The organism is Streptomyces sp. NPDC002734 (assembly GCF_040295685.1).
In the GTDB taxonomy this organism is placed as follows: domain Bacteria; phylum Actinomycetota; class Actinomycetes; order Streptomycetales; family Streptomycetaceae; genus Streptomyces.
Genome location: NZ_JBEOVU010000041.1, coordinates 1 through 25,155, shown reverse-complemented (window position 1 = coordinate 25,155; position 25,155 = coordinate 1). Strand labels below are relative to the sequence as shown.

Sequence of the window (25,155 nt, the reverse complement as noted above, 5' to 3'; positions counted from 1 at the left end):
GGGGATCCATCCGGTACATCGTCCGGGCACTTCGCGTCAGCCTCCCCTTACCGCTTGTTGCCGCTGCTGCACGGCGCGTTGGTGTACTGCCCTAGAAGTCCCCATGCTCGAGCTCTCCCATGCACCCGATCGCGTTGAGGCCTCGGCCGCGTCGCCAGACGTGTCACCCGGTACGAGGGGTCAGCGGTCTCTCACATGCGGAACAGAGGGTCGGCACGTCCTGCTGCTTGCCGCAGCCTCTCGCTCGTGACGTCGTGTTGACAAGAGAGCAGCGCCGCGAGTGTTGACTTGAGTCGGCCACGGAGCATTGGAGGTCCAGGTCGTTGCGCGCACAGTCGAGGTGTGCGAGATCGGGGTGCACGGTGCGCATTGGGAGCAAGCTGGGGAACAGCTCTTGCGAGGTGCACCGGGAACGGAGTAAAGATTACTGGTGGACGCCAATCCGATGAATTTGTATCAGCTGTTCGGGCAGGACCAGCGACTCCTGGTTCCGGTCTTCCAGAGGCCGTACGTCTGGACGGAGGACAGAAACTGGCGTCCGATGTGGGAGGACATTGTCTCTCTGGCCAACCGGAAACTTGCCGGCGACCAGGTGTATCCGCACTTCCTCGGTGCGGTGGTGTTGGACCAGATGCAGACGGCAACAGGCGCCATGCCCGCTCGCCAGGTCGTCGACGGGCAACAACGCCTGACCACTCTGCAGGTGCTCCTTGCCGCGGTCCGTGATGTTGTGCAGGAACTGGAAGTACAGGCCAAGTACGTCAGGGCACTCGTCAAGCTGACCGCCAACGACGACGAGATGACGGACGACCCGAACGCGGTCTACAAAGTGTGGCCCACCAACGCCGACCGAGATTCGTTCCGAGCGGTGATGGACGGTCGGCTGCGTCGTGCCGTGGAGGCCGTAGTCGCGACCGGTACTGGTGATCCGGCCCTCGTTCAGGCCTATCGGTTCTTCCGCAACCGCACACTGGGCTGGGCGCAGGAGCTGGGCTACGAAGACCGTCTGGAAGAAGGCTTCGACGCGCTCGTCCGCGTGCTGCGGGAGAAATTCGAGCTCGTCGTCATCGATCTCAAGCCCCACGACAACGCCCAGGTCATTTTCGAGGCGTTGAACGATCGTGGCACGCCGTTGCAGGCGTCCGACCTGGTGAAGAACCTCGTCTTTCAGATGGCGGAGGAGCAGGAACTGCCGGTGGAGGCGCTTCACCGGGATGTGTGGTCGCACGTGGAGACGCCGCATTGGCGCCGGGAGGTGCGGCAGGGGCGGTTGAAGCGCCCGGCGTTGGACGTCTTCCTCACCCAGTTCCTCACCTGTGAACTCGCGGAGGAGGTACAGGCTCCCGAGCTGTTCCTGATGTTCCGCAGGCTCCTTCGTGAGACTGGAACGGGCTTGCCCTTGCTGGTGCGCCACATGGTGGACCAAGCCGCGGTGTATCAGCGGCTGACCGCTGAAGAGCAGCCGGAGACGCCCGAGGGGCGCTTCTTGAGCGTCCTGCGTGTGCTGGACGTCAACACCATCGTTCCCGTCCTCCTGTGGCTGGTGACCAGGTACAGCGAGGACGATCGTGCTGAGGCGATGGCCGCTCTGGATTCCTACCTGGTTCGGCGCATGGTCTGTCGACTGACGACGAAGAACTACAACCGGCTATTTCTTGACCTGCTGCAGGAGCTCAAGAGCAAGGACGATCCGAGAGTAGTGGAGGCGTTCCTGCTTCGGCAGGACGCGGAATCCGGATTTTGGCCTCGGGACGAGGACGTGCGGTACGTCCTGCGCTCGCAGCCCCTCTACAAGCAGCTCACCAGGGCGCGTCTGCGGCTCGTCCTTGCCGAGCTGGAGAGCACGTCGTACACGGGCCGGACCGAGCGTGTCGTCCACCACGGAAAACTGACCATCGAGCATTTGATGCCGCAAAGCTGGGAAGAGCACTGGCCAATGCCTGACGGCCATGACCACAGCGAGTCAAGGGAGCTGCGACAGGCACTGCTCCATACGGCGGGCAACCTGACCTTGCTCACCCGAGTACTCAACCCGGCAATATCCAACGGCCCGTGGACACAGAAGCGCTCCGCGATTCTGCTCCACAGTGCGCTGACACTGAACCGGTCCTTGCCTGAGCTCTGGGATGAGGCAAGTATTCTGGCCCGGGCCGATCACTTGTTCCAGGTCTTTTGCCGACGCTGGCCGCGGCCGGCAGGAGGCGAGGCGCCTCCTTCGCTCGGGATCGGCGTTGGCACCGAGCGGAGGGCTGAGACTCCTACCCGTGCGGTGCCCAGGACGTTGGGGCCGCGGAGGGATGTAGCCCAGCACATACAGGAAGCCTTCGCCGGCCTGCCGCAGGGAGCCCAGCTAACAGTGGCACAGATTGTTGCGGTTCCCAGTAGTCAGTATCGGGCCGGAGAGATCAGCCCCGGCGCCGTGGCGGCGCGGCTTCGCGCCGACAACGTCCCACATGTCAGGGCGGTGCCCGGTTCCAGCCCTCTGGCTGCGCGTAAAGTCAGCTGAAAGGGCGCATCCACCGTCGGTTGCATGCGTTCGGCTTCGTCAGGCGAGCTCTTCAGAGCTCTAGCCATCCTTGTGCGACCACGAGCGTATCGTTGGTGGGCGACTCACCCCTCGGACACGCACTCCAACGATACGCATGTGAGGGCCTCGACCTGACGGTCGCGGTCCTCGTCGCGTTTTCGTAGCGGACAGTGATGCCCAGGGCTTCGTAGAGTGCCGCTGTGGCCTTGGCTTCGGCGCTCTGTAGCCGTTGTGTCATCTCCGAGGTTCGTCGCGATCTCGATGATCTCGTTCTCTGTGAGCGGCTTCCCGATCCTCAGGTTCCTGTTGGCGCCACTGGATGCGCTCGTCTGCGGTTCTGCGGCTTCTTTGAGTCTCGCGCGGGCGGTGCGTTTGTCGTTCCGGGCGTCGTTGATTCATTGGGTGGCGACGGTGGGGTGGGCTCCGGCGGCGAGTGCGGCCCGGTAGCGGGTGAGGCGTTTGTCGCACTCCCTCAGGGTCTGCCGTGCCTGGTCCTCTTCCGGGTGCCGGAGGCAGCGGCCTTGGCCGCGGCGGCGTGGGTCAGCTGCGCCTGCCGAGAACCTCATCCGGCGAGGTCAGGCGGCATGGTGGTACTCGTGGAGGATGCCGCCGAGGCGGTCGCGTCGTCGGATGTTGAGGTGGGTGCTCTGTTCTGGATCGCTGATCGAGGTCGGTAGTGCCTGTAGTGGTTCGGGTGTTGGCGAAGCCTTGGTGGGGACGGAGTGAGTTGTAGAAGTCCTGGAACTCGTGCGGGGCGCGGAGCAGGTGTTGCTGGTTTCAGATGATGGTGCGGTCCAGCAGCTCGCGGCGGCGTTTGTACCCACCGTTCCATGATCGAGTTCATCCGGGGCATCCTCACCCTGGTTTGTGCAACCTCGATGCCCTCGCCAGCGAGTACGGCGTCGAACCCTGCCGGGTAGCGTAGGGATCCATGCGGCACGGCTAAAACCTCACGCGAGCCCGGGGAGGCCCGCTGCCGCTGCGGCGGTCACGGCTGGTGGCACTCCTCGCCAAGCTGCTCACGGTCGTCGCGGCCCAGTTCGTGTTCGCCCCGGCCCCGGCTCATGCCGATGCCCTGAGCTGCGCGAACGCTCCGAGCCCGGCGACCTGCGACGGCGTGGACCCGGCTGCGAACGGCGGCGTGTGCCTGCGAGGCTCCTGGGTGGTGAGTGGCTACCCGATCACGCCGACGTACAACCGCTACTACGGCAGCGGGCCTGTCGCAGCCAAGGTCGAGCTGTGGTGGTCGCCGACCTGCCGGAGCAACTGGGCCCGCGTCGTGTCCACCGGATACTCCGGATATGCGAGCGTCACGGTGATACGTCGGACGGTGTCGACCAGACGTACTTCAACTACCTCAAGGCGTCCGGATACTGGTCCGCGCTCTACACCGGCATGCTGTACACCGGCCCCATTCCGGCCATGGCGAAGGCGGCGGAGCACGGGTACTGGTTCGGTGACGGCCCGTGGGTGTAGAAGCTCCTGGGCTTCCGTCCCAGGCTCGTTCCCGCTCGGACAGGTTGTTGCCCGACCGGGCCGGCTCAGCCGTCGCCCGCGCGTGAAGGAGAGGGCCTCCCGCGGCTCACGGTGATCGCGGCTGGAGCGGCAGGAGGCCCTGTCCCGCGCGCCGACGAGCACTCGTTTCGCCCGTTGACCGCAGCGCTTGCAGCAGCTTCCGGCGGCTTACCCGACGGGGCCGCTTGCCGCTGCCGCTGAATCCCGACGGGCGGGATGCGGAATCACCGTACGTGCCGAAACCGGTGCAGGTAGCATCGACGACCCGGAAGGCATGGCTGACGAAGCGTCAGTACGCGGAGGTGGGGATGACAGACACCGAACTCGGGCGGCCCGCTGGGGCCCTGGTACGTGATCTGGTGCGGGAGGTCGTGGCCGACTGCGCGCCGGAGGAGACGGTCGTGGTCGAAGGGCTGCTCCGCTACAGCGACGCCCAGGTGGTGGCCCGGCTGCGGCGGCGCAGACACGGGCGCGACCAGCTCGGCTTCGGCATCGAGGACGTCGTGCCGCTGGTGGCCCCGGTGCTGTGGCTGACTCTGGAGGTCGCCCGGCAGAGGCTGGCCGAGGCGGCGGTGATCAGGGCGGAGCGCGGCCTGGCGTCGCTGTGGCGGCGCGTCCTGCGACGCGGGACAGAACCTGAGGCCATCCCTCCCCTCACCGCGGAACAGCGGACCATGGTCGAACGGATGGTGCTCGACGCGGCGGCCGAGGCGGAACTGCCGGCCGACCGGGCCCGCCGGATCGCCGACAGGGTCGCCGCCGCCCTGCCCGCCGCCGAATCCGAAGGGCCCCGGGGAGATGCCACGGAGCTGGAAGGTCCGGACGGGTCGCGGTGACCACCGTCGAGTCCCCTCGGGCCCCTCGCACCCCTCGGGCCGGACTCGACGAGCGGATACTCGGCGCCGGCACCAACGCCCGGTTCGGCCTGCTGCTGCTTCTCATCGTGGCCGCGGGCGGATATCTGCCGGTGCCGGTCCTGCAAACCCTGCACACCGGTGACTACAACGGATGCGTCTGGGCTGCGGGCGCGGACTTCGACCCGGCGCACCAGATCGCCTCGGCGGCCCGCGAGATCGGGCAGGCACTGGCCTTTCTGCCCTGCGTGGCCCACTATGCGCCACGTCCACCGCTGTGGGAGCTCCTGGTCGGGCCCGTTGTCGTCGTCGCGGCGGCGGCACTGGCCACCGTCCTGCTGCCGCTGTGGAAGCAGCGCCGGAGACGCTGCGTCCGCCTGCGCCTCGTCGCTGGCGGCCCGGAGGTCGCCGCCCACGTCGGGGAACTGGCCGCGGGCCGGATCGGGAAGCTGCCGGAACTGTTCGTCGCGCCGGCCGTACTCACCCGGAGCGCCTCGGTGTTCGGCACCAACCGCCGCCCACGCCTGCTGCTGAACGGTGGACTGGTCGCCTGCCGCACTACCGACCCGCGGACCTTCGACGCCGTCGTCCTGCACGAACTCGGTCACATCGCCAACCGGGACCTCACGGCCACCTACGGCACCATCACCCTGTGGCGGTCGTTCCTCGCCCTCGTCACCGTCCCCTATCTGCTCTGGTGGTCCGGGCTCGGGCTGTTCGGGCTTCCCCGCGGCGCGGGGCCGGCCTTCACTCCGTTCGAACTGCGCAACCTGGCCGTTCCGGTGGTCGTCGGACTCGTGATGTACCTGGTCCGGGCGGACGTGCTGCGCAGCCGTGAACTCCACGCCGACCTGACCGCCGACCGGTGGGGCGCACCCCTGGCACACGTCTGGGCGACGAGGTCCGCGCAGGCCGGGCACCCGTATGGAGACCGCCCTGGGGTGTCCGGCCTCCTGCACCGGATCCGCCACCACCATCCGCGGTGGGACGTCCGCCGCGACGCCCTTCACGATCCGGAACCGCTCTTCACGGTGAGCCCGCTGCTGATGCTTCTGCTCGGCACAAGCGCGACGCTCATGAACCTGCACCTCATGGGCTATGTCTCGGCTGACGTGTCCCGTCTGAGCGACTGGCTCGGCCAGGGACTCGCCGCCGCCCCGGCCGCCATGGTCGCCGCCGCCACCGCGACCGTGCTGTGGCGGGCCACGGCCCGCGCAGCGGCGCTCGGCCGGCGGCCGCCCACCGGTGTCCGCCCCGGGATCTGGCTGGGCCTGGGACTGGCCGCCGGATCACTGCTGAGCGGCCAGAGCAGCATGGGCCAGTGGTTGCCCGGCAGTCCGGGCCTGCTGGTCCTGTCCGTGGCCGCGGGGGTCGCCTTCACCTGCTGGACCACACAGTGCGCCCGTCTCGCCACCGCCTCCTGGCCGGGGCGGACGCTGCGGTGGCCGCTGGCGCTGTGCCTGACCGGCGGCTGGCTCATCCTCTCGGCCTGGTTCGCCTGGTGGAACTACTTCGGGTCGCTCTACGCCGTCGGATTCTGGTACGAGCTGGACGGCGTGCTACAGAACCTGGCCAACGCGTTCCCCGGACCGGGCACCGTCGACCCCGACACCGGTACCGCCGTGGCCGCGACGTACGCGGTGCTGCGGAACGTCGCCTACCAGCCGCTCGCGCCCCTCGCCTCCGTCGCGGCCTGGACCGTGCCCCTCGTGCTGTGGGCCCGGGGCGCCACCGGAGGCCGCCCGGGCTGGCTCCGCCCATCGGCCGCGGCCGTCCCGGCCGGTACCGCTGCCGATGCCCCGGCGGCCGGCTCGCTGCCGTTGCCGCGGCAGGCTCTCGTCCCCGCGCTGCTGGGCACCGCCGTCACCGCGGAGGCGGTCGTCGCCGTCCAGGCCTGGCTGCACGCCGTGCACGCCGCGCCGGGGCAACGCGGCGGCCTGTACGCCGTCAGCTATGCCGTCTGGGCACTGTGGGCCATCGCCGCCGGAGCCTTCGTGGCCGCCTTGATCGCGGCGGCCACGCCCCGGTTCCGGCTCCTCACCGCGTTCGTCGCCGCGGGCATCTGCGCGCTGCTCGGTCTGGCTGCCGCGACGGCGCTGATGTCGTTCGACGGGTGCGTCGAGCCGCTCAGCGTCCTCAACGACGGCTGCGCCTGGCGCCCCGCCTGGCAGCAACTGGAGAACGGCGGCATCTTCGGCTTCATCGTCCACAGCGCCCTCACGCTGGCCCCGGCCATCGCCGTGGCGGCCACCGCGCCGGTGGCCCTGCTGCGCGCCGCCCGGCGGGCCGGCCTCACGGTGGCCGCCGGCCCGGCCACCGTCGTGTCCGCTCCCTGGACACGTCGGCGGTACGTCACCACCGTGCTGCCGGCCATCGCCGCACCCATACCGGCCCTGGCACTCGTGGCCGTACTGATGGTCGGCGACGCCCATGTGCAGCTCACCCCGAAGGCGCGGCTGATGTCGGTCACCGCCCAGGCCGAGTTCCAGCGGGCGGCCGGCCTGCCCCTCCTCGCCGTACCGGAAGAGATCCACTGGCGTCAGGTTCACGCCTGGTACCGGCTCGGCGGCCGCTATCTCTTCGAGCACGCCCACACCAACATGGCCACGATGGCGAGACTGGCGCGGCCACAGGTACGCGGCGACCACATCGAGGTCACCACCGAGCTGATGACCGCCATGCGGCCCGTCTGCCAGAACACCTTCAACGTCACCACCTGGGAGCCCGTCTACTTCCAGATCCCCGACCAGGTCGCCCAGACCGCCTGGCACCAATTCGCCCTCACCGCCGGGGCCGCGGGCCGGGCCTGCCTCCAGGCTGTCGACCGCCACGACACCGCGGCGTTCCACGCCGCCATGCTCGACCTGCTGACCGCCGCACGCGACGTACGCACCGCCTCCGACCGCGTCAAGGCCATCATCGACGACCCGGCGGACCCCGTCTACGAGGGCCGGCCCACGCAGCCGCTTCAGCCCCGGCTGTGAGGCTGCATGAGGAAAGGGCTGCGGGGTCTGCACCTCCTGCCTGCCTCGTGTGGGCCGGAGGCAGGTGCTTCCGCATCCGGGAGCAGACCTCGCCTGATGGGCCGGGGCGAGCTCAGCCGATGGCCTGTGGGGCCCCTTTGACGCACGGGTGAAGTCGGCTAGGTGTATTGACTCGCAGCGTTGTTGACACGGCTGATGGGCGGCTGGCCTCCGAGTGCGGTGTGGCAGCGATGGTAGTTGTAGCTGTGGAGGAAGTCGTCCAGGGCCGCGGTGCGTTCATCGTTCCTGGCGTAGGGCTTCAGGTAGGCCCACTCGTCGAGCAGGGTGCGGTTGAAGCGTTCGACTTTGCCGTTGGTCTGCGGCCGGTAGGGCCGGATCTTCTTGTTGGCGATGCCGGCCGTGGTGAGCGTCTGGGTGAACAGCTTGGACTTGTAGCAGGACCCGTTGTCGGTGAGAACCCGTTCGACGGTGATGCCGTGGGCGGCGAAGAAGGCGTTCGCCCGTTGCCAGAAGCCGGCCCCGGTTTCCTTGCGCTCGTCGGTGAGGACCTCGCTGTAGGCCAGGCGGGAGTGGTCGTCGACGGCGGAGTGGATGTAGCTGTAGCCGATCAGCGGCGTGCAGCTCTTGCGGTCGGTGGTGGTGGTCTGGCGGTTGCGGTCACCTGCCGCTCTGCCGACGGTCCGCCAACCGCCGCAGTCGGGGATGTTGCCGAGCTTCTTGATGTCGACGTGGACCAGCTCGCCCGGCCGGGCGCGTTCGCAGCGGCGGATCGGCTCGCCGGTGGGCCGGTCGAGCCATGCCAGGCGGTTCAGACCGCGTCGGGTCAGAATCCGGTGCCGCCCGTGCAGGTCACGACGAAGTTGTAGAAGGACTGATAACGCTGGGGGTGCACTCCTTCGGCAGAGCCTGTGTGGTGCTCGCACCGACGCCGACGAGGGTGAGCGCGGCCATGGTGGCCGCGGTGAGTAAGGCGGAGATGCTTCTGCGCATGTGGGGCTCCTTCGTGGGGGTTCTGCCGCCCGGACGGACGGCGGAGCTGAGGCGCTGTGCCGCAGTGTCGCAGGGGGAGGCACAGCGGACAACGGGGCGTGACGTGGCCCGCGTGCCCTCCCGCTGAGCCGCCCCTCCCTCATCCCGTACGTGTTGCTGCGGGGCAGCCCCCCCGTACGGCGGCGGCGGGCTCTCGGCACGGTCGCTTCTTGCGGATGTCGAGGGGACGATCGGATCGGATGCGGAATGATGCCAGGAGTGAGGCGAAGAGGGAGCGGCGCGTCCGCGAGGACCTGGCCTCGGGGGCAGGCTGCGTGATCGGGAGAGCTACCGCCCCGCAGAAACGGCTGCCCGTGGACTGAGGTTGAGATGTCCTTGTGTGACCACGAGCGTGTCGTTACCGGGCGAGTCAGACCTCGGACGCACTCCAGCGATACGCATGCGAGGACCGCGACCTGACGGTCGCGGTCCTCGTGCCGTTTCGTGGCGGACAGTGATGCCCAGGGCTTCATCGAGAGCCGCTTTGGCCTTGACTTCGGCGCTCTGCAGCCGCTCCGCAGCCGCTGTGCGGCATGCCCGAGGTTCTTGGCGATCTCGATGATCGCACGTCGCACCGCTTGGTGTCGGGGGCAGGAAGGGCTCCACGAGCCCAGCGTCGAGCGGTATCCCGCTCAGAGCGCCCGGAATGTCGTACGCCTGCTCCCGCTCGCCCCCGCCGGAGCAACCTGTGAGGGCGAGGGCGCCGAGAAGCTGGTCACCTCCACGGCCGCCACTGCCATCGCTGCCCCACCGCACTCGGAGGGCCACCGCCCATCAGCCGTGTCAACGACTCACAGGGCGATTCACCTGGGCCGTCGTGCGGGGTGAGCGGGCACGGCGTGGCGCGGGGCGGTCCGGAGACGCAGGTCGTCGCGGAGGCGTGCCGGGCGGAGAGGGGTCGCTTCGGCCCCTGGCCGGGGGCCGAGGTGTCGCTTTCCGGACCCATGCTGATTGTTTCCGGTCGGAACAAGAGTCAACTCTTGAGAGTTACAGGGCATTTCGTCCGACAATGCTTCAGGGGTGGGACCGGAGTCACTGTGTGGTGCGGCTGAGAACGCCGCTCACGTTCAGAACCTCGTGGCACTCCTTCGCCTGTTGGCCGGACGCCGGTGTCCCGGGTTTCCCGCAGGTCACTTCGATGGTCACGGTCTCGTTCTCGGCGATCTTGATGGGGGTCACCCAGTGGTAGTCCTGGTTGCGGAAGGTTTCCAGCGCGATCGTGGTGATCTTGCGATCGCCGAAGGTGATCGTCAGCAGCCCTTCGTCACCCTGGAAGTTGGCGACAACGATGTCCGTCACTCCGAGGACACTGCCCGCGGGGACCTGGTACGTACCGGTCTTGGTCTTCCCGCCGGCCGTCTGCACGTCGATGGTCTCCGAGATCTGAGGGCCGCCGACGACCGTGGCGCCGTTCTCGACCGAGGTGCCGTCGCCCGCTCCGGAGGACGCGCCCGTCCCCTGGGCGTCGGTGCCGGTGCCCGACCCGGTGCCGGCACCCTGGGACTGTCCTCCCGCTCCCTGCTCCCCGGCGGCCGACGGGCTCGGCCTGACTGCCTCGGCGGCGGCCTCCTTGGCCGCGCTGCGTACCGCCGGGCGGACCAGTGTGAACCAGGCGAGCAACAGGGCGAGCAGCGCCGCGAGCACCACGAGCAGCCACCGTGGGAAGACCGGGATCTGGACGAACTCGGCGTCCAGCGGCGTCCGGACGGCCGCATCGTCGTGCCGGGGCTCCTGGTCGCCGGACTCCGCGGTGTCCGTGGTGTCCGCGGTGGCCGTGGTGTCCACGGTGAACGGCCACACCACGGGGGCGCCGAACCACACCGGGGTGCCGGTGCGGACACGCAGGCCGATCTCCGCCGACTCGCCCGGATCGAGCTTCCGTTCCGCCGGAGTGAAGGTGAAGCCCAGCTCCTCGCCGGCCTGGGCGGCGGTGAAGCCCACCTCCACCGGCGAGTTGCCCCGGTTCTGCACGGCCAGCCGGTAGCGGCCGCGCAGCCAGCCGCGGCGACGGCGGGGGGCCAGCTCACTGTGCAGCTCCCGGAACTCCTCCACGTGCACGGTGGTTTCGAGCACCCGCACCGCATCGGGATGTTCGGCGGGAAGGACCCGCACACCGAGGGGCAGCTCGCCGGCCCGGACCTCCGGGGAACGCGGCGGGGCCAGCCGGACGGTCACCGTTTCGGACGTGCCGGGATAGAGCGAGACCCGAGCGGGTTCCACGGTGGTCCAGGAGGCGCAGTCCCCGACGATCTCCAGGCTGTACGCCTCGACGATGTCGCTGTCGTTGCGGACGGTGAGGCTGGTCGTGGCGGTGTCACCCGGTGCCACGGTCACTTCCGGGATGTCGAGACCGGGCGTGCCGGAACGGGAAGAGGCTGCAGAAGGCGTCACGCCGCCACGCTAGGGCCGTGCCCGTGCCGTCACGACGGGCGCGGGGGCAAACCCCGGGCAGTCGCGGTGCCCTGGCGGTCACGCACGTCCCGCGCCGGGAGCCGGCCGTCGCCACGGTCCGGTACCGCGCGGGCGCCGCCCTCCCGTGCACGCCCTCACCACCCCGTACCGCCGTACGACCTCACCCCCCTCACGTCAGACAGGTAGCCGTCATGCCCACCACAGTGAAGGCCGCACCGGCCGACTCGGCCCTCAGGCCCGCCCCGACACGTATGCCCGCTCAGGCCTGGACCATGCGGAGCACGTCCCGCCCCGAACGCCCCGAGCGCGTGACCGTGGGCGTCTACGCCGCGGACCCGGTCCTGCGCCTGGGCGTCGTCCAGCAGTTGCGCCAGCGCCCCGAGGTCGATCTGGTCGCCGACCTCGACGCCGAACTGGCGGAGGTGTCGCTGGTGGTCGTGGACCACGTCGACGACGAGGTGGCCGCCCTGCTGGACAAGTTGCGGCACAACTCCCGCACGCGTACCGGCCTGGTGGTCGCGACCCTCGGCCCCGGCTCGCTGCAACGCGTCATCGAGTGCGGTGTGGCGGCCGTGCTGCGGCGCGCCGAAGCCGACCAGGATCAGCTCCTGCGCCTGGTCCTGGCCATAGCCAACGGCGAGGGTGTCCTGCCCGGCGACCTGCTCGGGAAGCTGCTCACCCACGTGGGCAGTCTCCAGCGCTCGGCGCTCGACCCGCGGGGCGTTTCCCTGTCCACGCTGACCGCGCGGGAGGCGGACATGCTGCGCATGGTGTCGGAGGGCCTGGACACCGCGGAGATCGCCCGCAAGACCGCCTACTCCGAGCGGACCGTCAAGAACGTCCTGCACGAGATCATCACGCGGCTGCAACTGCGCAACCGGGCTCACGCGGTCGGCTACGCCCTGCGCAACGGCTTGATCTGACGGACCGGCACGTCCAGCCCGGCACGTGAGGCCCTGCACGTGAGACCGGGCACGTCCGGCTCGGGAAGGGGCGCTGCCCGAAAGCGCACCGCGCGCTTCCCCCGGGTATGACCCCGCCGCCCTGCCACCCTCGCGCGAGGTGACGCAGGGTGGCGGGGGCACATCCGGATGCCGCACAGACTGCTAGGGAGACCGTGATGAGAACCGCTGGCCCCGGCGGGCGGTACCGCCTGGGGCGGTTCGGCGTGGCGTCGCTGCTGCTGCTCCCGCTGCTGGGGGTGACCGCGGCGTCGGGGCAGGACGACGCGGCTTCCGCGTCGCGGGTCGCCGCGGCCGCCGCCACCCGCGACGCCGCTTCCACCCGGGTCGCCTACGCCGGCACCCGGCACCGCAGCCTCGGCGAGGTGGACACCACCACCTCCAGCGTCCCGCTGTCCGGCCCGGGACCGGCCCACTTCGACGCGCAGCCGTCCGCCCTGGGCGACCGGCTGGTCTTCGCGAGCCGCCGCGACGAGAAGAACCCGCAGGTCTACCTGCGGTCCGCCGACGGCTCCGTACTCCGCCTCACCCGCGGCATGAACGCGGCACACCCGCGGCTGACGCCGGACGGTGGGGCCGTGGTCTTCGACTCGGCCGGACCCGGCGGCGCGGACGGCGGGAGCCAGCGCGACCTCTGGCTGATCCGCACCGACGGCACCGGACTGACGCAGCTGACCGACACCCCCGCCGACGAGGAGTGGCCGACGGTCTCCCCGGACTCCCCGGACGAGCGGCGCCTGGCGTACTCCACGGACAGCGACCCCTCGGTCGGCCGGCAGATCCACGTGCGGCCCCTGGCCGGCGGAGACGCCGTGCGGGTCACCGACCCCGCGAGGGGCACGGCCACCGAACCGGTGTGGAACCCGGTCGACGACGACGAGCACCGGGATCTCATCGCCTACACCTCCACCCCCGCCGCTTACGGGCAGAACGGCCCCCGGCTGCGGGTGACCGACGGGACCGACGGGTCCACCGACAAGCCGCTGCTCGGCGGCGCACGGGCCGAGTGGCGGGCCCACGGACCCGCGTGGCTGCCCGGCGGGGACGAGGTCCTGTTCCTGAGTCCGGAGATCACCTGCGAGTGCGAGGGCGACTGGGACCACGTGTTCCGGACGCCGGCCTACTCCGACGCCACTCCGGCGCTGGTGCTCAACGAGGACCGCGAGGTCCTCTCGCCCACCTGGCTCGGCCCGCTGGACGGGGGCCGCGCGGTCGTGGAGCGCACCACGGCATCCGGACCGCACGTGGCGACGCTGCAGGACGTGCGCCTCGACGGGGCCGATCCACGGGACCTGGGGCACACGGTCCTGACGGAGGACCCGGAGGCGGACACGAACACCGACCCCGCCAAGGATCCGCTGTTCCGGCCGAGGGCCGGATACGACCCGTGGACCGAGCGGCAGAACTACACGCCCGACGGCCGCCGGATCGTGTTCACCCCGTTCGAAGGCGCCCAGGACCGCCGGACCGAGCGGATCCGCATCGTGGACGCGGACGGCGCGAAGCCGGAGTACCTGTCACTCGACGAACGCGGCCCGGACGACTGGGACACCGACCCGGCGTTCTCCCCGGACGGCAGGCGGCTCGCCTTCACCCGGGTGTCGCCGGGCGGCGTCGGCGAGGCCGCGGGGACCAGCCGCATCCTCATAGCGGACGTGGCCAGCGGCGAGATCACCGGCCGGATCGTCCCGCCGTCCGACGCGCCCCAGGACCAGGACGCCCAGCCGTCCTGGTCCCCCGACGGCACCACCCTGGCCTTCACCCGCAACCACGAGATCGACGGACGCGGCGGCAGCAAGCACATCTGGACCGCGACCGTGGCCACCCCGGTCGAGCAGCACGACCTGAGCGAGGAGAACTGCCCGGGCGCCTGCGAGGTCATCGACGACAGCCCCGCGTTCTCCCCGGACGGGCGGAGCATCGCCTTCAACCGGAAGAGCGGCGGCGGCCGGATCGACGAGCGCAACGGCATGCTGGTGACGTCCGTGTCGGGTGACGCGTGCCGGGTGCTGCTGCCCGCCGCCGCCAGCGGCCAGGCCGGCACCTGCGGCCGGGACCTGCCGGACACCACCGGCCCGCACCAGCCGCGCGACGCCGCCTGGACGGCCGACGGCGCGGGCCTGGTGTTCAGCGCCCGCGCCGGGGTCGCCGCCAACAGCCCCGAGAGCATCAAGTTCCTGGACATCGCCTCCGGCGACCTCGTCTCCCTGACCGGCGCCCTCCCGGGCCGCCAGAAGGAGCCGAGCGTCCAGCAGTCCGTGGACCTCGCGGTCCGGGCGCCCGGCGGCGTCGGCGAGGTCACCGTCGGCCGTTCCGTCACGGTCCGCGTCGACGTGGTGAACAACGGCCCCGCCGCCTCGCCCGGCACCCGGTTGACCGTCGCGCCGCCGGCCGGCGTCGCGATCACCGCCATGACCTGGCCCGGGGACGACTGCGACGCCGCCTCCCTCCGGTGCGACCTCGGCGTGGTGCCGCCCGGCACGACCGTGCCGGTCGATGTCACCCTCACCGGGCTCGTCCCCGGCGACGCGCCGGTCGGCTGGTCGGTCACCGGCACCGTCCTCGATCCGCGGCCCGGTGACAACGCGGGCCGGACCGTGGTGCCGGTGCGCGAGGCCCCGCCGACGCCGACCCCGTCGCCCACGCCTACGCCGACCGCGCCGCCCACCACCGCGCCGCCGGCCACCGTGCCCCCGGAACCGCCCGCGCCCGCGGCCGGCCCCGGGGTGCGCGTCACCGCGCAGCCGAACCCCGGCTACGTCGGCGGGCGGGTCGTGGTGACGTACACCGTGCGCAACGGCCGCAACGCGCTGGCGACCGGGCTGCGGCTGCGCGTCGGACTGCCCGCGGGCATCCCGGCCGCCGGGCGGCCGCCCGGCTGCGACGCCTCGTGGTCGTGCGCGCTGCCGGACCTCGAGCCGGGCGCGAGCACCGTCGTCCGGGTCGTCCTCCGTCCCGACAAGGCGTTGACCGGCCGGGTCACCGGCGAGCTCACCACCACCGGGACGGACGCCGACCGCGGCGACAACACCGCCCGGCAGCGGCTGCGCATCCTCCAGCCGCGCATCGTCGCGGTGCCGGACATCGGCAAGCCCGGTTTCGTCACCTCGGTGCGCGGCGAGGACTTCCCGCCCGGAGCGCCGGTGCGGTTCGCCTGGAAGCCGGGCATCACCGCGGCGGCGGCGCCCACCGTGCCGAAGCCGGACGGCACCTTCACCGGCCAGCTGCTCGTCCTCGCCAAGGACCAGACCGGTCCGCGCGTCATCACCGCCCGGGGCCCCGGCTTCTCCCCGGTGAGGACCGACTTCCTGGTGGTCACCGGCAGCGTGCAGCCGCCCGACGAGGTGACCCGCCGGTGATCCACGAGGTCGACGAGGGGCTGCGCCGGCTGCTGGGGGAGTCGGGCCTGGAGGCGTCGGGCGTCGAGGTGGTCTTCGACGCGCCCACCCGGGACTGGGCCGCGCGGCGCAGCGCGCCGACGGTCTGCGTATTCCTGTACGACATCCGCGAGGACGTCGTCCGGCGTGGCAGCGGCGCCGGCGAGGTGTACGACGCGGACGGGCACCTCGTGGCGCGGCGCACGCCGCCCCGGTGGTTCGAGCTGACGTACCTCGTCACGGCGTGGGCGAGCCGCCCGCAGGACGAGCACCGGCTGCTCTCCGAGGTGCTCACCTGCCTGGTGGCCACCGACACCCTCCCCACGCGGCTGCTCACCGGCACGCTCGCGGAGCTGGGCCTGACCGTCGCCCTGGACACCTCCGGAGCGGCGGCCGACGTACCGGCCGCCGCCGACGTGTGGTCGGCGCTCGGCGGGGAGCTGAAGGCCTCCCTCGGAGTGCGGGTGCGGGCGCCGCTCGCCGGGGCGACCACGGCCACCGCGCCACCGGTCACGGAGGGACTCGTCGTGCGTTCCGCCGCCCGGCGCGAGGACGGGGAGACGGAGCCCGGGCGCCGGCTGCGCTACCTGGAGACGGGCGATCCCGGTCCGGAGGGCTTCGCCGGCCCCCGCGAGCGGGCGGCCGCCCCCGCCCGGCGCCGCCGTCGGGGGGACCGCCAGCCATGACGCACGCCGCCGACCCCCCGCTGCGCGACCACCCCGACGCCGGAACCGCGACCGAGCCGGAGACCGGGGCCGTGATCGGCCCGGGGGCCGGGAACGCCGCCCGGGCCCGGTCCACCACTCGACGCGCCGACCGGGGGGCGGACACCGGTCCGTCCGTCGCCCGGTCCGGTGCGGCAGTCGCCGCCCGGGCCGCCGGCACGTCGCCCGCCGGCCCGGACGGCGAAGGCGAACCCGCCTCGGCCGAGACCGACCCGCTGTGGGCGCGGCTGCGCGCCGTCGAGGAACGGGTGCGGCACGCGGTGGCGGTCCGGCGCGCCGCTGACCCCGACCCCGGCGACCCGTACCGCGGGCAGTACCTCACCCCCGAGGCGGTGGCCCGCATCCTGGACGAGCCGGGCGGTCTCGGCCTGCCCAGCCACGAGCCCTGGCAGCCGCCGGCCGGTTCCGTCCTCGGCGGGCTCGCCGCGCGGTTCGGGCTCTCGCCGCTGGAACTGGACCTGCTCCTGGTCGCGGTGGCGCCCGACCTGGACGCGCGGTTCGAGCCGCTCTACGGCTACCTCAACGACGACCTGACGCGCCGTAGGCCCACGGTCGGGCTGGCCCTAGAACTGTGCGGGCTCTCCTCCGCGGGGCCCGGCAGGTTCCGGCTCGCCGCAGGAGCGCCGCTGGTCGACGGCGGTCTGCTGACGGTCACCGAGCCGGAACGGCCGCCGCTCTCCCGTGTCCTGACCGTCCCCGACCGGGTCACCGCGCACCTCCTCGGCGCGGCGCGGCCCGACGCCCGGCTCGCCGGCCTGCTCGGCGAGGCGTACGGGGACCCGGCCGCCGACCCCGCGGAGGTCCACCGGGCCGCGGCCGCCGCGGCCACCGGCAGCGGTCTCGTCCACCTGCGCAGCCGGGGCGGCGACGCGGAGGGCCTGGCCGTCGCGGCCCTGCGCGCGGCCGGGCTGCGCCCGCTCGTCCTGGACGCGGCAGCGCTCGCCCGGCGTCCCGGCGACGCGCCCGAGGTGGCGCGGCTGACCGTCCTGGAGAGCCGTCTGACGGGGGCCGGTGTCGTCCTCGGCCCGCTGGAGGCGCTGCCCGGGGAGCCGGCCGAACGGACCCGTACGCTGCGGGCGCTGTGCGCGGCGCTGCACGGCATTCCGCTCCTCACGCACGGCGCGGGCGGCTGGGATCCGACCTGGGCACCCGGCAGCCCCGTGGTGCTGACCGTGCCGGCTTCCTCGCCCGAGCGGCAGGCCACGCGCTGGCAACACGCCCTGGTCGCGGCCTCTGGCGCCGGTGAGGCCGGTGACGTCGGTGACGTCGGTGAGCTCGCCCGGGCGGTGGCCGCCCACCGCCTGGACTCCGCCCAGTTGCGCCGCGCGGCCGACGTCGCGGTGCGCAGCGCCACCCTGGCGGGCCGTCCGGTCGGCCCCGACGACCTGCGCGCCGCCGTGCGCGCCCAGAACGGCGCGGGACTCGACCGTCTGGCCCGCCGGGTCGAACCGGGGGTCGGCTGGGACGACCTGGTCCTCCCGCCGACGACCCACCGCCGCCTGCGCGAACTCGCGCTGCGCGCCCGCCACCGCGACCAGGTGCTCGGGCAGTGGGGCATGCGGCCCGGCGGCGGCCGGGGGCGCGGCGTGATCGCGCTGTTCGCGGGGGAGTCGGGCACGGGCAAGACCATGTCGGCCGAGGTCGTCGCGGCGGACCTCGGCATGGACCTGTACGTCGTCGACCTGTCCACCGTGGTCGACAAGTACATCGGTGAGACCGAGAAGAACCTGGAGCGGATCTTCACCGAGGCCTCGGCGGTCAACGCCGTTCTCCTCTTCGACGAGGCCGACGCGATCTTCGGCAGGCGATCCGAGGTGAAGGACGCACGCGACCGGCACGCCAACATCGAGTCCGCGTACCTGCTCCAGCGCATGGAGTCCTTCGACGGCATCGCCGTGCTGACCACCAACCTGCGGGCCAACCTCGACGAGGCGTTCACCCGCCGCCTGGACGTGGTGGCCGACTTCCCGGTGCCGGACCCGGGTCAGCGCCTCGCCCTCTGGGACCGCTGCCTGGGCGACTGCCTGCCCCGGGCCGACGATCTGGACCTCGCGTTCTGCGCGGACCGCTTCGAGCTGGCCGGCGGCTCCATCCGCTCCTGCGCGGTGACCGCGGCCTACCTCGCGGCGGAGACCGGCACCCCGCTGACCATGCGCCAGCTGATCACCGCAGTCGCCCAGGAGTACCGCAAGCTGGGCCGCCTGATCCTGCCGAGCGAGTTCGGACCCCACCTGGCGGCGGCCACCGAGGCCTGACGGCCCCGGTCCTCTCCGGGGCGGTCAGGCGTACTCGATGTGCCGTTCCTCCACGTGGACCGGGCCCGGCACCATGGCCTGGGGGCGGATCACGTCCTTGAGGAGGAAGAGCAGCAGGTCCCGCGCGTTCTTGGCGCGCAGCACCTGCCCCGCCTTCGGATCGACCTGATCGATCCGGTTGACCTCGGCGAGGGTGCGTTCGACCAGGCCGGGGACGATGTCCGGGCCGACCAGCAGGTTCTGGTGCAGCAGTTCGGGGCGCTCCACCTTGGCGGCCGGCTCCCTCCCGACCTTAGGGCCGGTGTACACCTGCCTGCCCTTGGCCTCGTCGCCCAGCTGGCCCCGCACCTTGTTCCACTCCGTGCGGCGTTCCCGGGTCACGTCCTGCGGCGCCGCCGGCCCGCCGACCCCGTCGCGCTTGTGCTCGCGCAGTCTGGCGAAGCCCTTGTTGTTCTTGATGAAGTGGTTGACGTTCTTGGAGACGCTCTTCAGCTCGACGGCCGGGTCGCGCTTCGCCAGCAAGGTCGGGAACTCCCGTGCCGAGAAGTCGCTGAGCATGATCCAGCCCTTGCTGAGCAGGCCCGACTCCTCCAGGCCCAGGGTGATGCGGGTCTTGCGCCCCTCGTCGCCACCCGCGCCGGGCCCGGTGAAGCGGGATTCGCGGAACGCGGCGTCGGGCGCCTCGAGGTAGAAGAAGACGAACCCCGTGTTGGCCAGGACGTGGACGTCGTAGGGGTCCGTGTTGTTCTCGCCGCCCTCGTGGTACGCCTCGAGGCCTGCCCGGGACTGCATGCCGTCGCCGAGGAGGCCCTTGACCCTCTTCTCCGGGGTGTAGTGGCGGACGACGAACGTGCGCAGCTCCTGCTCCAGTAGGCCGCGCATCCGTCCGTACCACTCGGCGTCGGCCGGGTCGGCGTTCTCCGCCTGCAGACCCTCCAGGTTCGCCGCCGACAGCGCCGCGAAGTAGGGGCGCCCGGTCAGTTCCAGGGCGTCCGTGTTGTACGGGAAGCCCTCCTCCGTCCAGAGCAGCCCCTGCTGGGTCATCAGGTCGTAGGCGCCGTCCTCCCCCTGCAGGGTCGTCCGGAGGGCCTCGAGCTCGTCGGTGACGAACCGCAGCTCGCCGGCCACCGTGTCCCTCACCGGGCCCGGCGCGTCCGGGAGCAGCGCCTGGATCGCCCGCAGTTCCTGGATCTGCCGCTGCAGGTCGAAATCCTTGAGCTTGTCGTAGCGCGCCACGGCGGTGGACACGTCGGCCGTGACCCCCTCGTCACCGATCTGGTCGGCCAGCGGGGTCGCGGAACGGCGCTGGACGGCGGGACCGGCACCGGCGGTCGCCGTCCGCGCGGCCCCGTCGTGCGATGACGGGGCCTGTGGCGTCGGGCCGGCCATCACCCGGTGCGCGTTCGCCTCGGCCTCGCGTTCGAAGCGGTCCGACGGGTCGGACACGGAGAGGCCCGCGCCGTTGTCCGTGCCGGAGACCGGGCCCTGACGCTGCTGGACGACGTGGGTGAGCTCATGGGCGAGGGTGTGCCTGTCGCCGCCACCGTCACCGATCACCACATGGCTGCCCGAGGTGTACGCGCGGGCGCCGATGGCGCGTGCCGAGCGTGCGGCGGCGGGGCCGGTGTGCATGCGGACGTCGGAGAAGCCGGTGCCGAACCGCGACTCCATGTCCTTGCGTACCGGCGCCGCCAACGGCCTGCCGGGCGAACGCAGGATGTCGTGCACCCCATGGTCGTGCACCCCATGGTCGTGCACCCCGTGGTCGTGCTCCTCCTCGGCCCTCCCCGGGCGGGCCCGGCGGGCGATCATCGCGGTCACCGCGGCGTTTCCCGCGCCGCGCTGGGCGGCGTGGAGGGAGTCGGCGGTGAGCGGGGGCGGTACGGCGGCGCCGCCCGGGGACGCCTTCCGGCCGGCTGCCGGAGCGGCGGCTGGCCGCTCGTCGCCCTTCTGCTCGGCGCGCGACCTGGACGTCCGCATCTGCTGCCTCCTCGTCGACGCACCCCGGGTGCGGCCTCCAGTGGAACGCGCGGACGCGGGGGACGTCCATGCCCCGAGGGGCAGAACAGGGGCAGGCCCGAGGGGCGAGCGGGCGGTCGTCGCGTGCGGCCGGGGGGCAGCGGCGCTGCCTCCGGCCAGGTCCGCACGGCCCTGTCACCTGGTGGTTCCGCCCCGCAGACTCGGCCTGGACACAGGTGACAGAACCGCCAGGAACCGAAGGAGCGAGCATGCCGACGTACCTCACCCCGGGCGTCTACGTGGAGGAGGTGCAGTCCGGTGCCCGGCCCATCGAGGGGGTGGGCACCGCGGTCGCCGCGTTCGTGGGGTTCGCCGAGACCGGCCCGTTCCACACGCCGACGCTGGTCACCAGCTGGGACCAGTACACCCGGACCTTCGGCGGCTTCACCGAGGGCACCTACCTCGCCCACTCCGTCCACGGCTACTTCGCCAACGGCGGCGGCACCGCGTACGTCGTGCGTGTCGGCGGCTCCCCGGAGGACGCCTCCGCTCCGGCGGCGCAGGCGGCCGAGGCGGCCCGGCCGGCCGAACTGGGCGGCTTCCTGGTCGCGGCCCGGCCGGGCGTCACCGGCGTGTCGGTGGAGATCGCCGACGCGGACGGTGAGAACCCGCCGGAGGACCGCTTCAAGTTCCTGGTCCGCCGGGGCGACCAGGTGGAGACGTACGAGGTCTCCACCCGGAAGAACGTCAAGGGGTACCTGGTCAACCAGGCGCGCGCCTCCAAGCTCGTCGAGGTCACCGAACAGCAGGGCGCCCCGCAGACCAGGCCCGCCAACCAGACCGTGACGCTGGCCGACGCGCCGGCCGCACCCGCGACCTCCGGCTCCGGCGAGGTGGCCCGCCTCGGCGCGGCCGAGTACGTCGGCGACGCCGGTGACCGCACCGGCTTCGGCGGCCTGGAGGCCATCGACGAGATCACCATGGTCGCGGTGCCGGACCTGATGAGCGCCCACCAGCGCGGTGACATCGACGCCGAGGGCGTGCGCACCGTGCAGCTCGCCGTGATCTCGCACTGCGAGCAGATGGGCGACCGGGTGGCCGTCCTGGACACCCCGCCCGGGCTGACCGCCCAGCAGGTGCGTACCTGGCGCAACGACGAGGCGGGCTACGACTCCCGTTACGCCGCCCTGTACTACCCGTGGGTGCGGGTCTTCGACCCGGCCGCCGGCCGCAACACCACCGTCCCGCCGAGCGGTCACATCGCCGGCGTGTGGGCCCGCAGCGACGCCGAACGCGGCGTGCACAAGGCGCCCGCGAACGAGGTGATCCGCGGCGCGGTCGACCTGGAGCTGCGGCTCAGCAAGGGCGAGCAGGACCTGCTGAACCCGATCGGCGTGAACTGCGTCCGCGCCTTCCCCGGCCGGGGCATCCGGATCTGGGGCGCCCGCACCCTCTCCTCGGACCCGGCCTGGCGCTACCTGAACGTGCGCCGGCTCTTCAACTACCTGGAGGAGTCGATCCTCCTGGGCACCCAGTGGGTGGTCTTCGAGCCGAACGACGACCGGCTCTGGTCCAGCATCCGGCGCAACGTCACGGCGTTCCTCACCGAGGAATGGCGCCGGGGCGCGCTGTTCGGCCGCACCGCCGAAGAGGCGTTCTACGTGAAGTGCGACCGCGACAACAACCCGCAGGAGTCCATCGACCAGGGCCGCGTCGTCTGCGAGATCGGCGTCTCCCCGGTCAAGCCCGCGGAGTTCGTGGTGTTCCGGCTGGCCCAGTTCTCCGACAGCACCAGCCTCATCGACGAGTGATCCCGGGGACCGGGCAACGGCTCCGCAAGGAAAGGTGACAGACAGTCATGGCAACGGGCGATGCTCTTTCCACCCACGTCTTCGGCGTGCAACTCGGTGGCTACCTGGTCGAGTCGATCCAGGAGATCAGCGGGCTGACCGTCGAGGAGGACGTCGTCGAGATCAAGCAGGTCAGCGCCGAGGGCAAGCAGATCATCCGCAAGCAGCCCGGCGGCCGGCAGGCAGGCGAGATCACGATCACCCGGGGACTCGACCAGAGCAGTGAGTTCACCAACTGGATCAAGGAGACCCTGAACAACGGCGCGGTCAACGCCGCGCGCCAGAACATCACCATCGAGATCAAGGACACCGAGGGCAGCACGGTCCGCCGCATCCAGCTGATGCAGGGCTGGGCCTCCAAGTGGGAGGGCCCGTCGCTGAAGGCGGGGGAGTCCTCCCACGCCACCGAGACCGTGACCATCGTGTTCGAGGAGATCGTCGTCGAATGAGGCGCCGTACGGTGACGGCGGGCAACCTGGAGGAGATCCTCCAGGTGACGGCACCCGCCCAGGCGACCGAGCAGCCGGCGGCACCGCCCGCCGCCGCCCCGCCCCCGCCGCCGAGGGAGGACCACGGGCTGCGCACCGAGTTCGAGTTCGAGCTGCCGCGCGGCTACGTCGACGAGGCGGGAACCGTCCACCGGCACGGCGCGATGCGCCTGGCCACCGCCCGGGACGAACTGCGGCCCCAGATCGACCTGCGGGTCAAGGAGAACCCCGCGTACCTGAGCGTGGTGCTGCTGAGCCAGGTGATCACCCGTCTCGGCTCCATCACCGACGTGCATGCCGGGATCGTGGAACGGATGTACGCCACCGACGTCGCCTTCCTCCAGGACTTCTACCGCCGCGTCAACAGCGAGGGCCACACCCGGGCGGCGGTGACCTGCCCGCACTGCGAGGGCGGCTTCGAGGTCGACCTCTCGGGCGGGCGCCTGGGGGAATCGTGACGTACGCCCTTCCCCGGCTCCGGGAGGAGATCGCGTACGTCGCCTATCACTTCCACTGGCCCCGCGAGGAGATCCTCGACCTGACCCACGACGAGCGCCGTCAGTGGGTGGCCGAGATCGCCCGCATCAACACCCGCGTGAACGAAGGCGGTTGAGCGCATGGCATGGCGGGACAGGCTGCGCCGCCGGGCCGCCGGACCCACCGCCGCGGACCCCGCACGGCGCACGGAACGCTCCGTGACCGCAGCGGGCGGCCCCTCCGGCGCGGCCACGGACCGGAGCGCGCCCGACGCCGGGGTCCCCTCCGTCCCCGGCGACTGGGACGGCGGCTGGCGCCGGACCCCACCGCCGCGGCTCACCGTTTCCCGGGCCCCGCTCGGTGTCAGTGACGGCCTCGCCTTCCGGGCGGACCTCGCCGCCTGGCAGAACCCCTCGTTCGACTCCGGCCTCGGTCACGCCGTGCTGCCCACGGCGCCGACCGGCCTGGTGCGCGGCGTCACCCGCCCGGCCGCCCCGCAGGCCACCCGCACCGGCGGGGGGCCGCTGCTGCTGCGGTCGCTGCGGGTGGAGGGGGCCAAGGGGCCGCAGGGCGGTGCGTCGGACGCGGGAGCGGTCGACGCACGCGTCCGTGATGCCGGGACCTCGGGCGGTGCGGCACGGCCGTCCGCCGACCGGGCTCCACAGGTCGCGCGACGGACGCGGCCGGGGGAGCGGGCGTCCGCCACGGCTTCGTCCGCCGAGGCCACGGCCGCGTCCGGTGCGGTCTCGTCCGGTGCGGTCCCGGCCGGTGCGGCTCCCGTGGAGGCGCGTCCCGGACGTGCCGGCGCCCCCGGCAGCGGAGGTACGGGCGACGCTCCGCGCGAGCGGGGTCTGATGCCCGCGACTTCACCCGCCGTGCTCTCCGCCCGGCCCTCGTCCGCGCCTCCCGCCGTCCAGCGGGCAGCGGAGCCGGGCACCGGACCGGTCGTGCCGCCCGTCGACGCCGGCCGCGGGCCGACCGCGTCAGAGATCCCGCTGGTGCGACGTGTGGTGCCGGCTCCGGGAGTGGCCGCCGGCGGCGCCCCGGCCCGGCCCGTAGCCGACGGTCCTGCCGCGCCGACACGGTCCGCCCCGGGCGGGCCGGACTCCGGACTCGCGTCCCGGTCCCCGTCCGGTACCGGTGGGCGAGCGCCGCGGAGCGCGGGCGGCCCGGACTCCGCTGCCGACGCGCCACGTCCCTCTGTCCGGCCCCACCAGGCTGGGCCCTCCCTGACCGTTGCCCGGCGCCCGGCCGGACCGGTGCGCCGCGTCCCCGCTCTGCGGCCCGTCACCCTCCCGGATGCCGCCACCCGCTCCACCACGACCGCGCCGGCCGGGCCGGAAACGCGCCCGGCCACCCCGGTGCGGGGCGCGGTCAGCCGTGCGCCGCTCGGCGCGCCGCTGAGTGAACTGCCTGCCACGGCCGTTCCGTTGGCCATGGCCGCCGCCGTCCGGCCCACCGCGCCCGGCGGCCGGGGTGTGGCCGGCCCGGTGCTTCCTGTCGTCCAGCGCCGCGCCGACGACGCGAGCGGCGGCGAGGGCGCCTCGCACAGCGGCGCCGGAACGGACAGGCCGGCCCTCGGCGGCCCCGTCGCACCGGACGGCACGCCGCACCGGCCTTCGGCCCGCACCGGCGCACGCGCGCGCGGCGGCCTGGGCGCACCGCTGCCCGCGCTGCCGCCGAGCGCCAGGCCGTCGTCCGGTTCGGTGAAGCACAGGGTCATGCCGAACGGGCGGTACGC

At 72.3% G+C, this 25,155-nt stretch carries 14 protein-coding genes and 2 pseudogenes; 13 read left to right on the top strand and 3 right to left on the bottom strand.

Annotated features, from left to right (window positions below):
• Positions 1-430: 430 nt before the first annotated feature.
• From ABT026_RS28225 to ABT026_RS28210, 4 genes are all read left to right on the top strand, one after another.
• A complete protein-coding gene (locus tag ABT026_RS28225) occupies positions 431-2,506 on the top strand; it encodes a DUF262 domain-containing protein (RefSeq protein ID WP_351117993.1) in 2,076 nt (691 codons plus the stop codon).
• A 1,260-nt stretch (positions 2,507-3,766) separates the two neighbouring features.
• Positions 3,767-4,003 (top strand): hypothetical protein, encoded by a 237-nt coding sequence (locus tag ABT026_RS28220; RefSeq protein WP_351117992.1) that lies wholly within the window; start codon positions 3,767-3,769, stop codon positions 4,001-4,003.
• A gap of 347 nt (positions 4,004-4,350) precedes the next feature.
• Positions 4,351-4,878, top strand: coding sequence for a hypothetical protein (locus tag ABT026_RS28215; protein ID WP_351117991.1), 528 nt, complete (start codon positions 4,351-4,353; stop codon positions 4,876-4,878).
• Positions 4,875-7,880, top strand: a complete 3,006-nt coding sequence (locus ABT026_RS28210) for a M56 family metallopeptidase (RefSeq protein ID WP_351117990.1) — start codon at positions 4,875-4,877, stop codon at positions 7,878-7,880. Before ABT026_RS28215 ends, ABT026_RS28210 begins: the two co-directional genes overlap by 4 nt.
• A gap of 158 nt (positions 7,881-8,038) precedes the next feature.
• Here the strand turns inward: ABT026_RS28210 and ABT026_RS28205 are convergent.
• Together ABT026_RS28205 and ABT026_RS28200 are read right to left on the bottom strand one after the other, a co-directional pair.
• Positions 8,039-8,716 (bottom strand): annotated as a pseudogene (locus tag ABT026_RS28205) (IS481 family transposase); the annotation flags it as partial.
• Positions 8,717-9,941: 1,225 nt separating this feature from the next.
• Positions 9,942-11,300, bottom strand: a complete 1,359-nt coding sequence (locus tag ABT026_RS28200) for a COG1470 family protein (RefSeq protein ID WP_351117989.1) — start codon at positions 11,298-11,300, stop codon at positions 9,942-9,944.
• A gap of 272 nt (positions 11,301-11,572) precedes the next feature.
• Here ABT026_RS28200 and ABT026_RS28195 point away from each other — a divergent pair, with 272 nt between their 5' ends.
• The 4 genes from ABT026_RS28195 to ABT026_RS28180 all read left to right on the top strand — a co-directional run bounded on the left by ABT026_RS28195 (position 11,573) and on the right by ABT026_RS28180 (position 18,640).
• A complete protein-coding gene (locus ABT026_RS28195; protein ID WP_351118020.1) occupies positions 11,573-12,244 on the top strand; it encodes a helix-turn-helix transcriptional regulator in 672 nt (223 codons plus the stop codon).
• Between the two features lie 197 nt (positions 12,245-12,441).
• A complete protein-coding gene (locus tag ABT026_RS28190) occupies positions 12,442-15,642 on the top strand; it encodes a hypothetical protein (protein WP_351117988.1) in 3,201 nt (1,066 codons plus the stop codon).
• A complete protein-coding gene (locus ABT026_RS28185) occupies positions 15,639-16,346 on the top strand; it encodes a Pvc16 family protein (RefSeq protein ID WP_351117987.1) in 708 nt (235 codons plus the stop codon). Before ABT026_RS28190 ends, ABT026_RS28185 begins: the two co-directional genes overlap by 4 nt.
• Positions 16,343-18,640 carry an AAA family ATPase gene (locus ABT026_RS28180; protein ID WP_351117986.1) on the top strand — a complete coding sequence of 766 codons (2,298 nt, stop codon included), beginning with the start codon at positions 16,343-16,345 and terminating at the stop codon, positions 18,638-18,640. Before ABT026_RS28185 ends, ABT026_RS28180 begins: the two co-directional genes overlap by 4 nt.
• Before the next feature lie 24 nt (positions 18,641-18,664).
• Here ABT026_RS28180 and ABT026_RS32215 read toward each other — a convergent pair whose 3' ends face one another.
• Complete coding sequence (locus tag ABT026_RS32215; protein WP_502968072.1) at positions 18,665-20,620, bottom strand: eCIS core domain-containing protein; 1,956 nt, start codon at positions 20,618-20,620, stop codon at positions 18,665-18,667.
• Positions 20,621-20,868: 248 nt separating this feature from the next.
• On the opposite strand from ABT026_RS32215, the gene ABT026_RS28170 reads away from it, so the two are divergent.
• The 5 genes and pseudogenes from ABT026_RS28170 to ABT026_RS28150 form a co-directional block, all read left to right on the top strand.
• Positions 20,869-22,410, top strand: coding sequence for a phage tail sheath family protein (locus ABT026_RS28170; RefSeq protein ID WP_351117985.1), 1,542 nt, complete (start codon positions 20,869-20,871; stop codon positions 22,408-22,410).
• A 47-nt stretch (positions 22,411-22,457) separates the two neighbouring features.
• Positions 22,458-22,898 carry a phage tail protein gene (locus tag ABT026_RS28165; RefSeq protein WP_108952828.1) on the top strand — a complete coding sequence of 147 codons (441 nt, stop codon included), beginning with the start codon at positions 22,458-22,460 and terminating at the stop codon, positions 22,896-22,898.
• Positions 22,895-23,395 (top strand): hypothetical protein, encoded by a 501-nt coding sequence (locus ABT026_RS28160; RefSeq protein ID WP_351117984.1) that lies wholly within the window; start codon positions 22,895-22,897, stop codon positions 23,393-23,395. Before ABT026_RS28165 ends, ABT026_RS28160 begins: the two co-directional genes overlap by 4 nt.
• On the top strand, positions 23,392-23,550 hold the full coding sequence (locus tag ABT026_RS28155) for a DUF6760 family protein (RefSeq protein ID WP_164540787.1): 159 nt from the start codon (positions 23,392-23,394) through the stop codon (positions 23,548-23,550). The genes ABT026_RS28160 and ABT026_RS28155 overlap by 4 nt, the downstream gene beginning before the upstream one ends.
• 1,300 nt (positions 23,551-24,850) lie before the next feature.
• Positions 24,851-25,155, top strand: a pseudogene (locus ABT026_RS28150) (hypothetical protein); the annotation flags it as partial.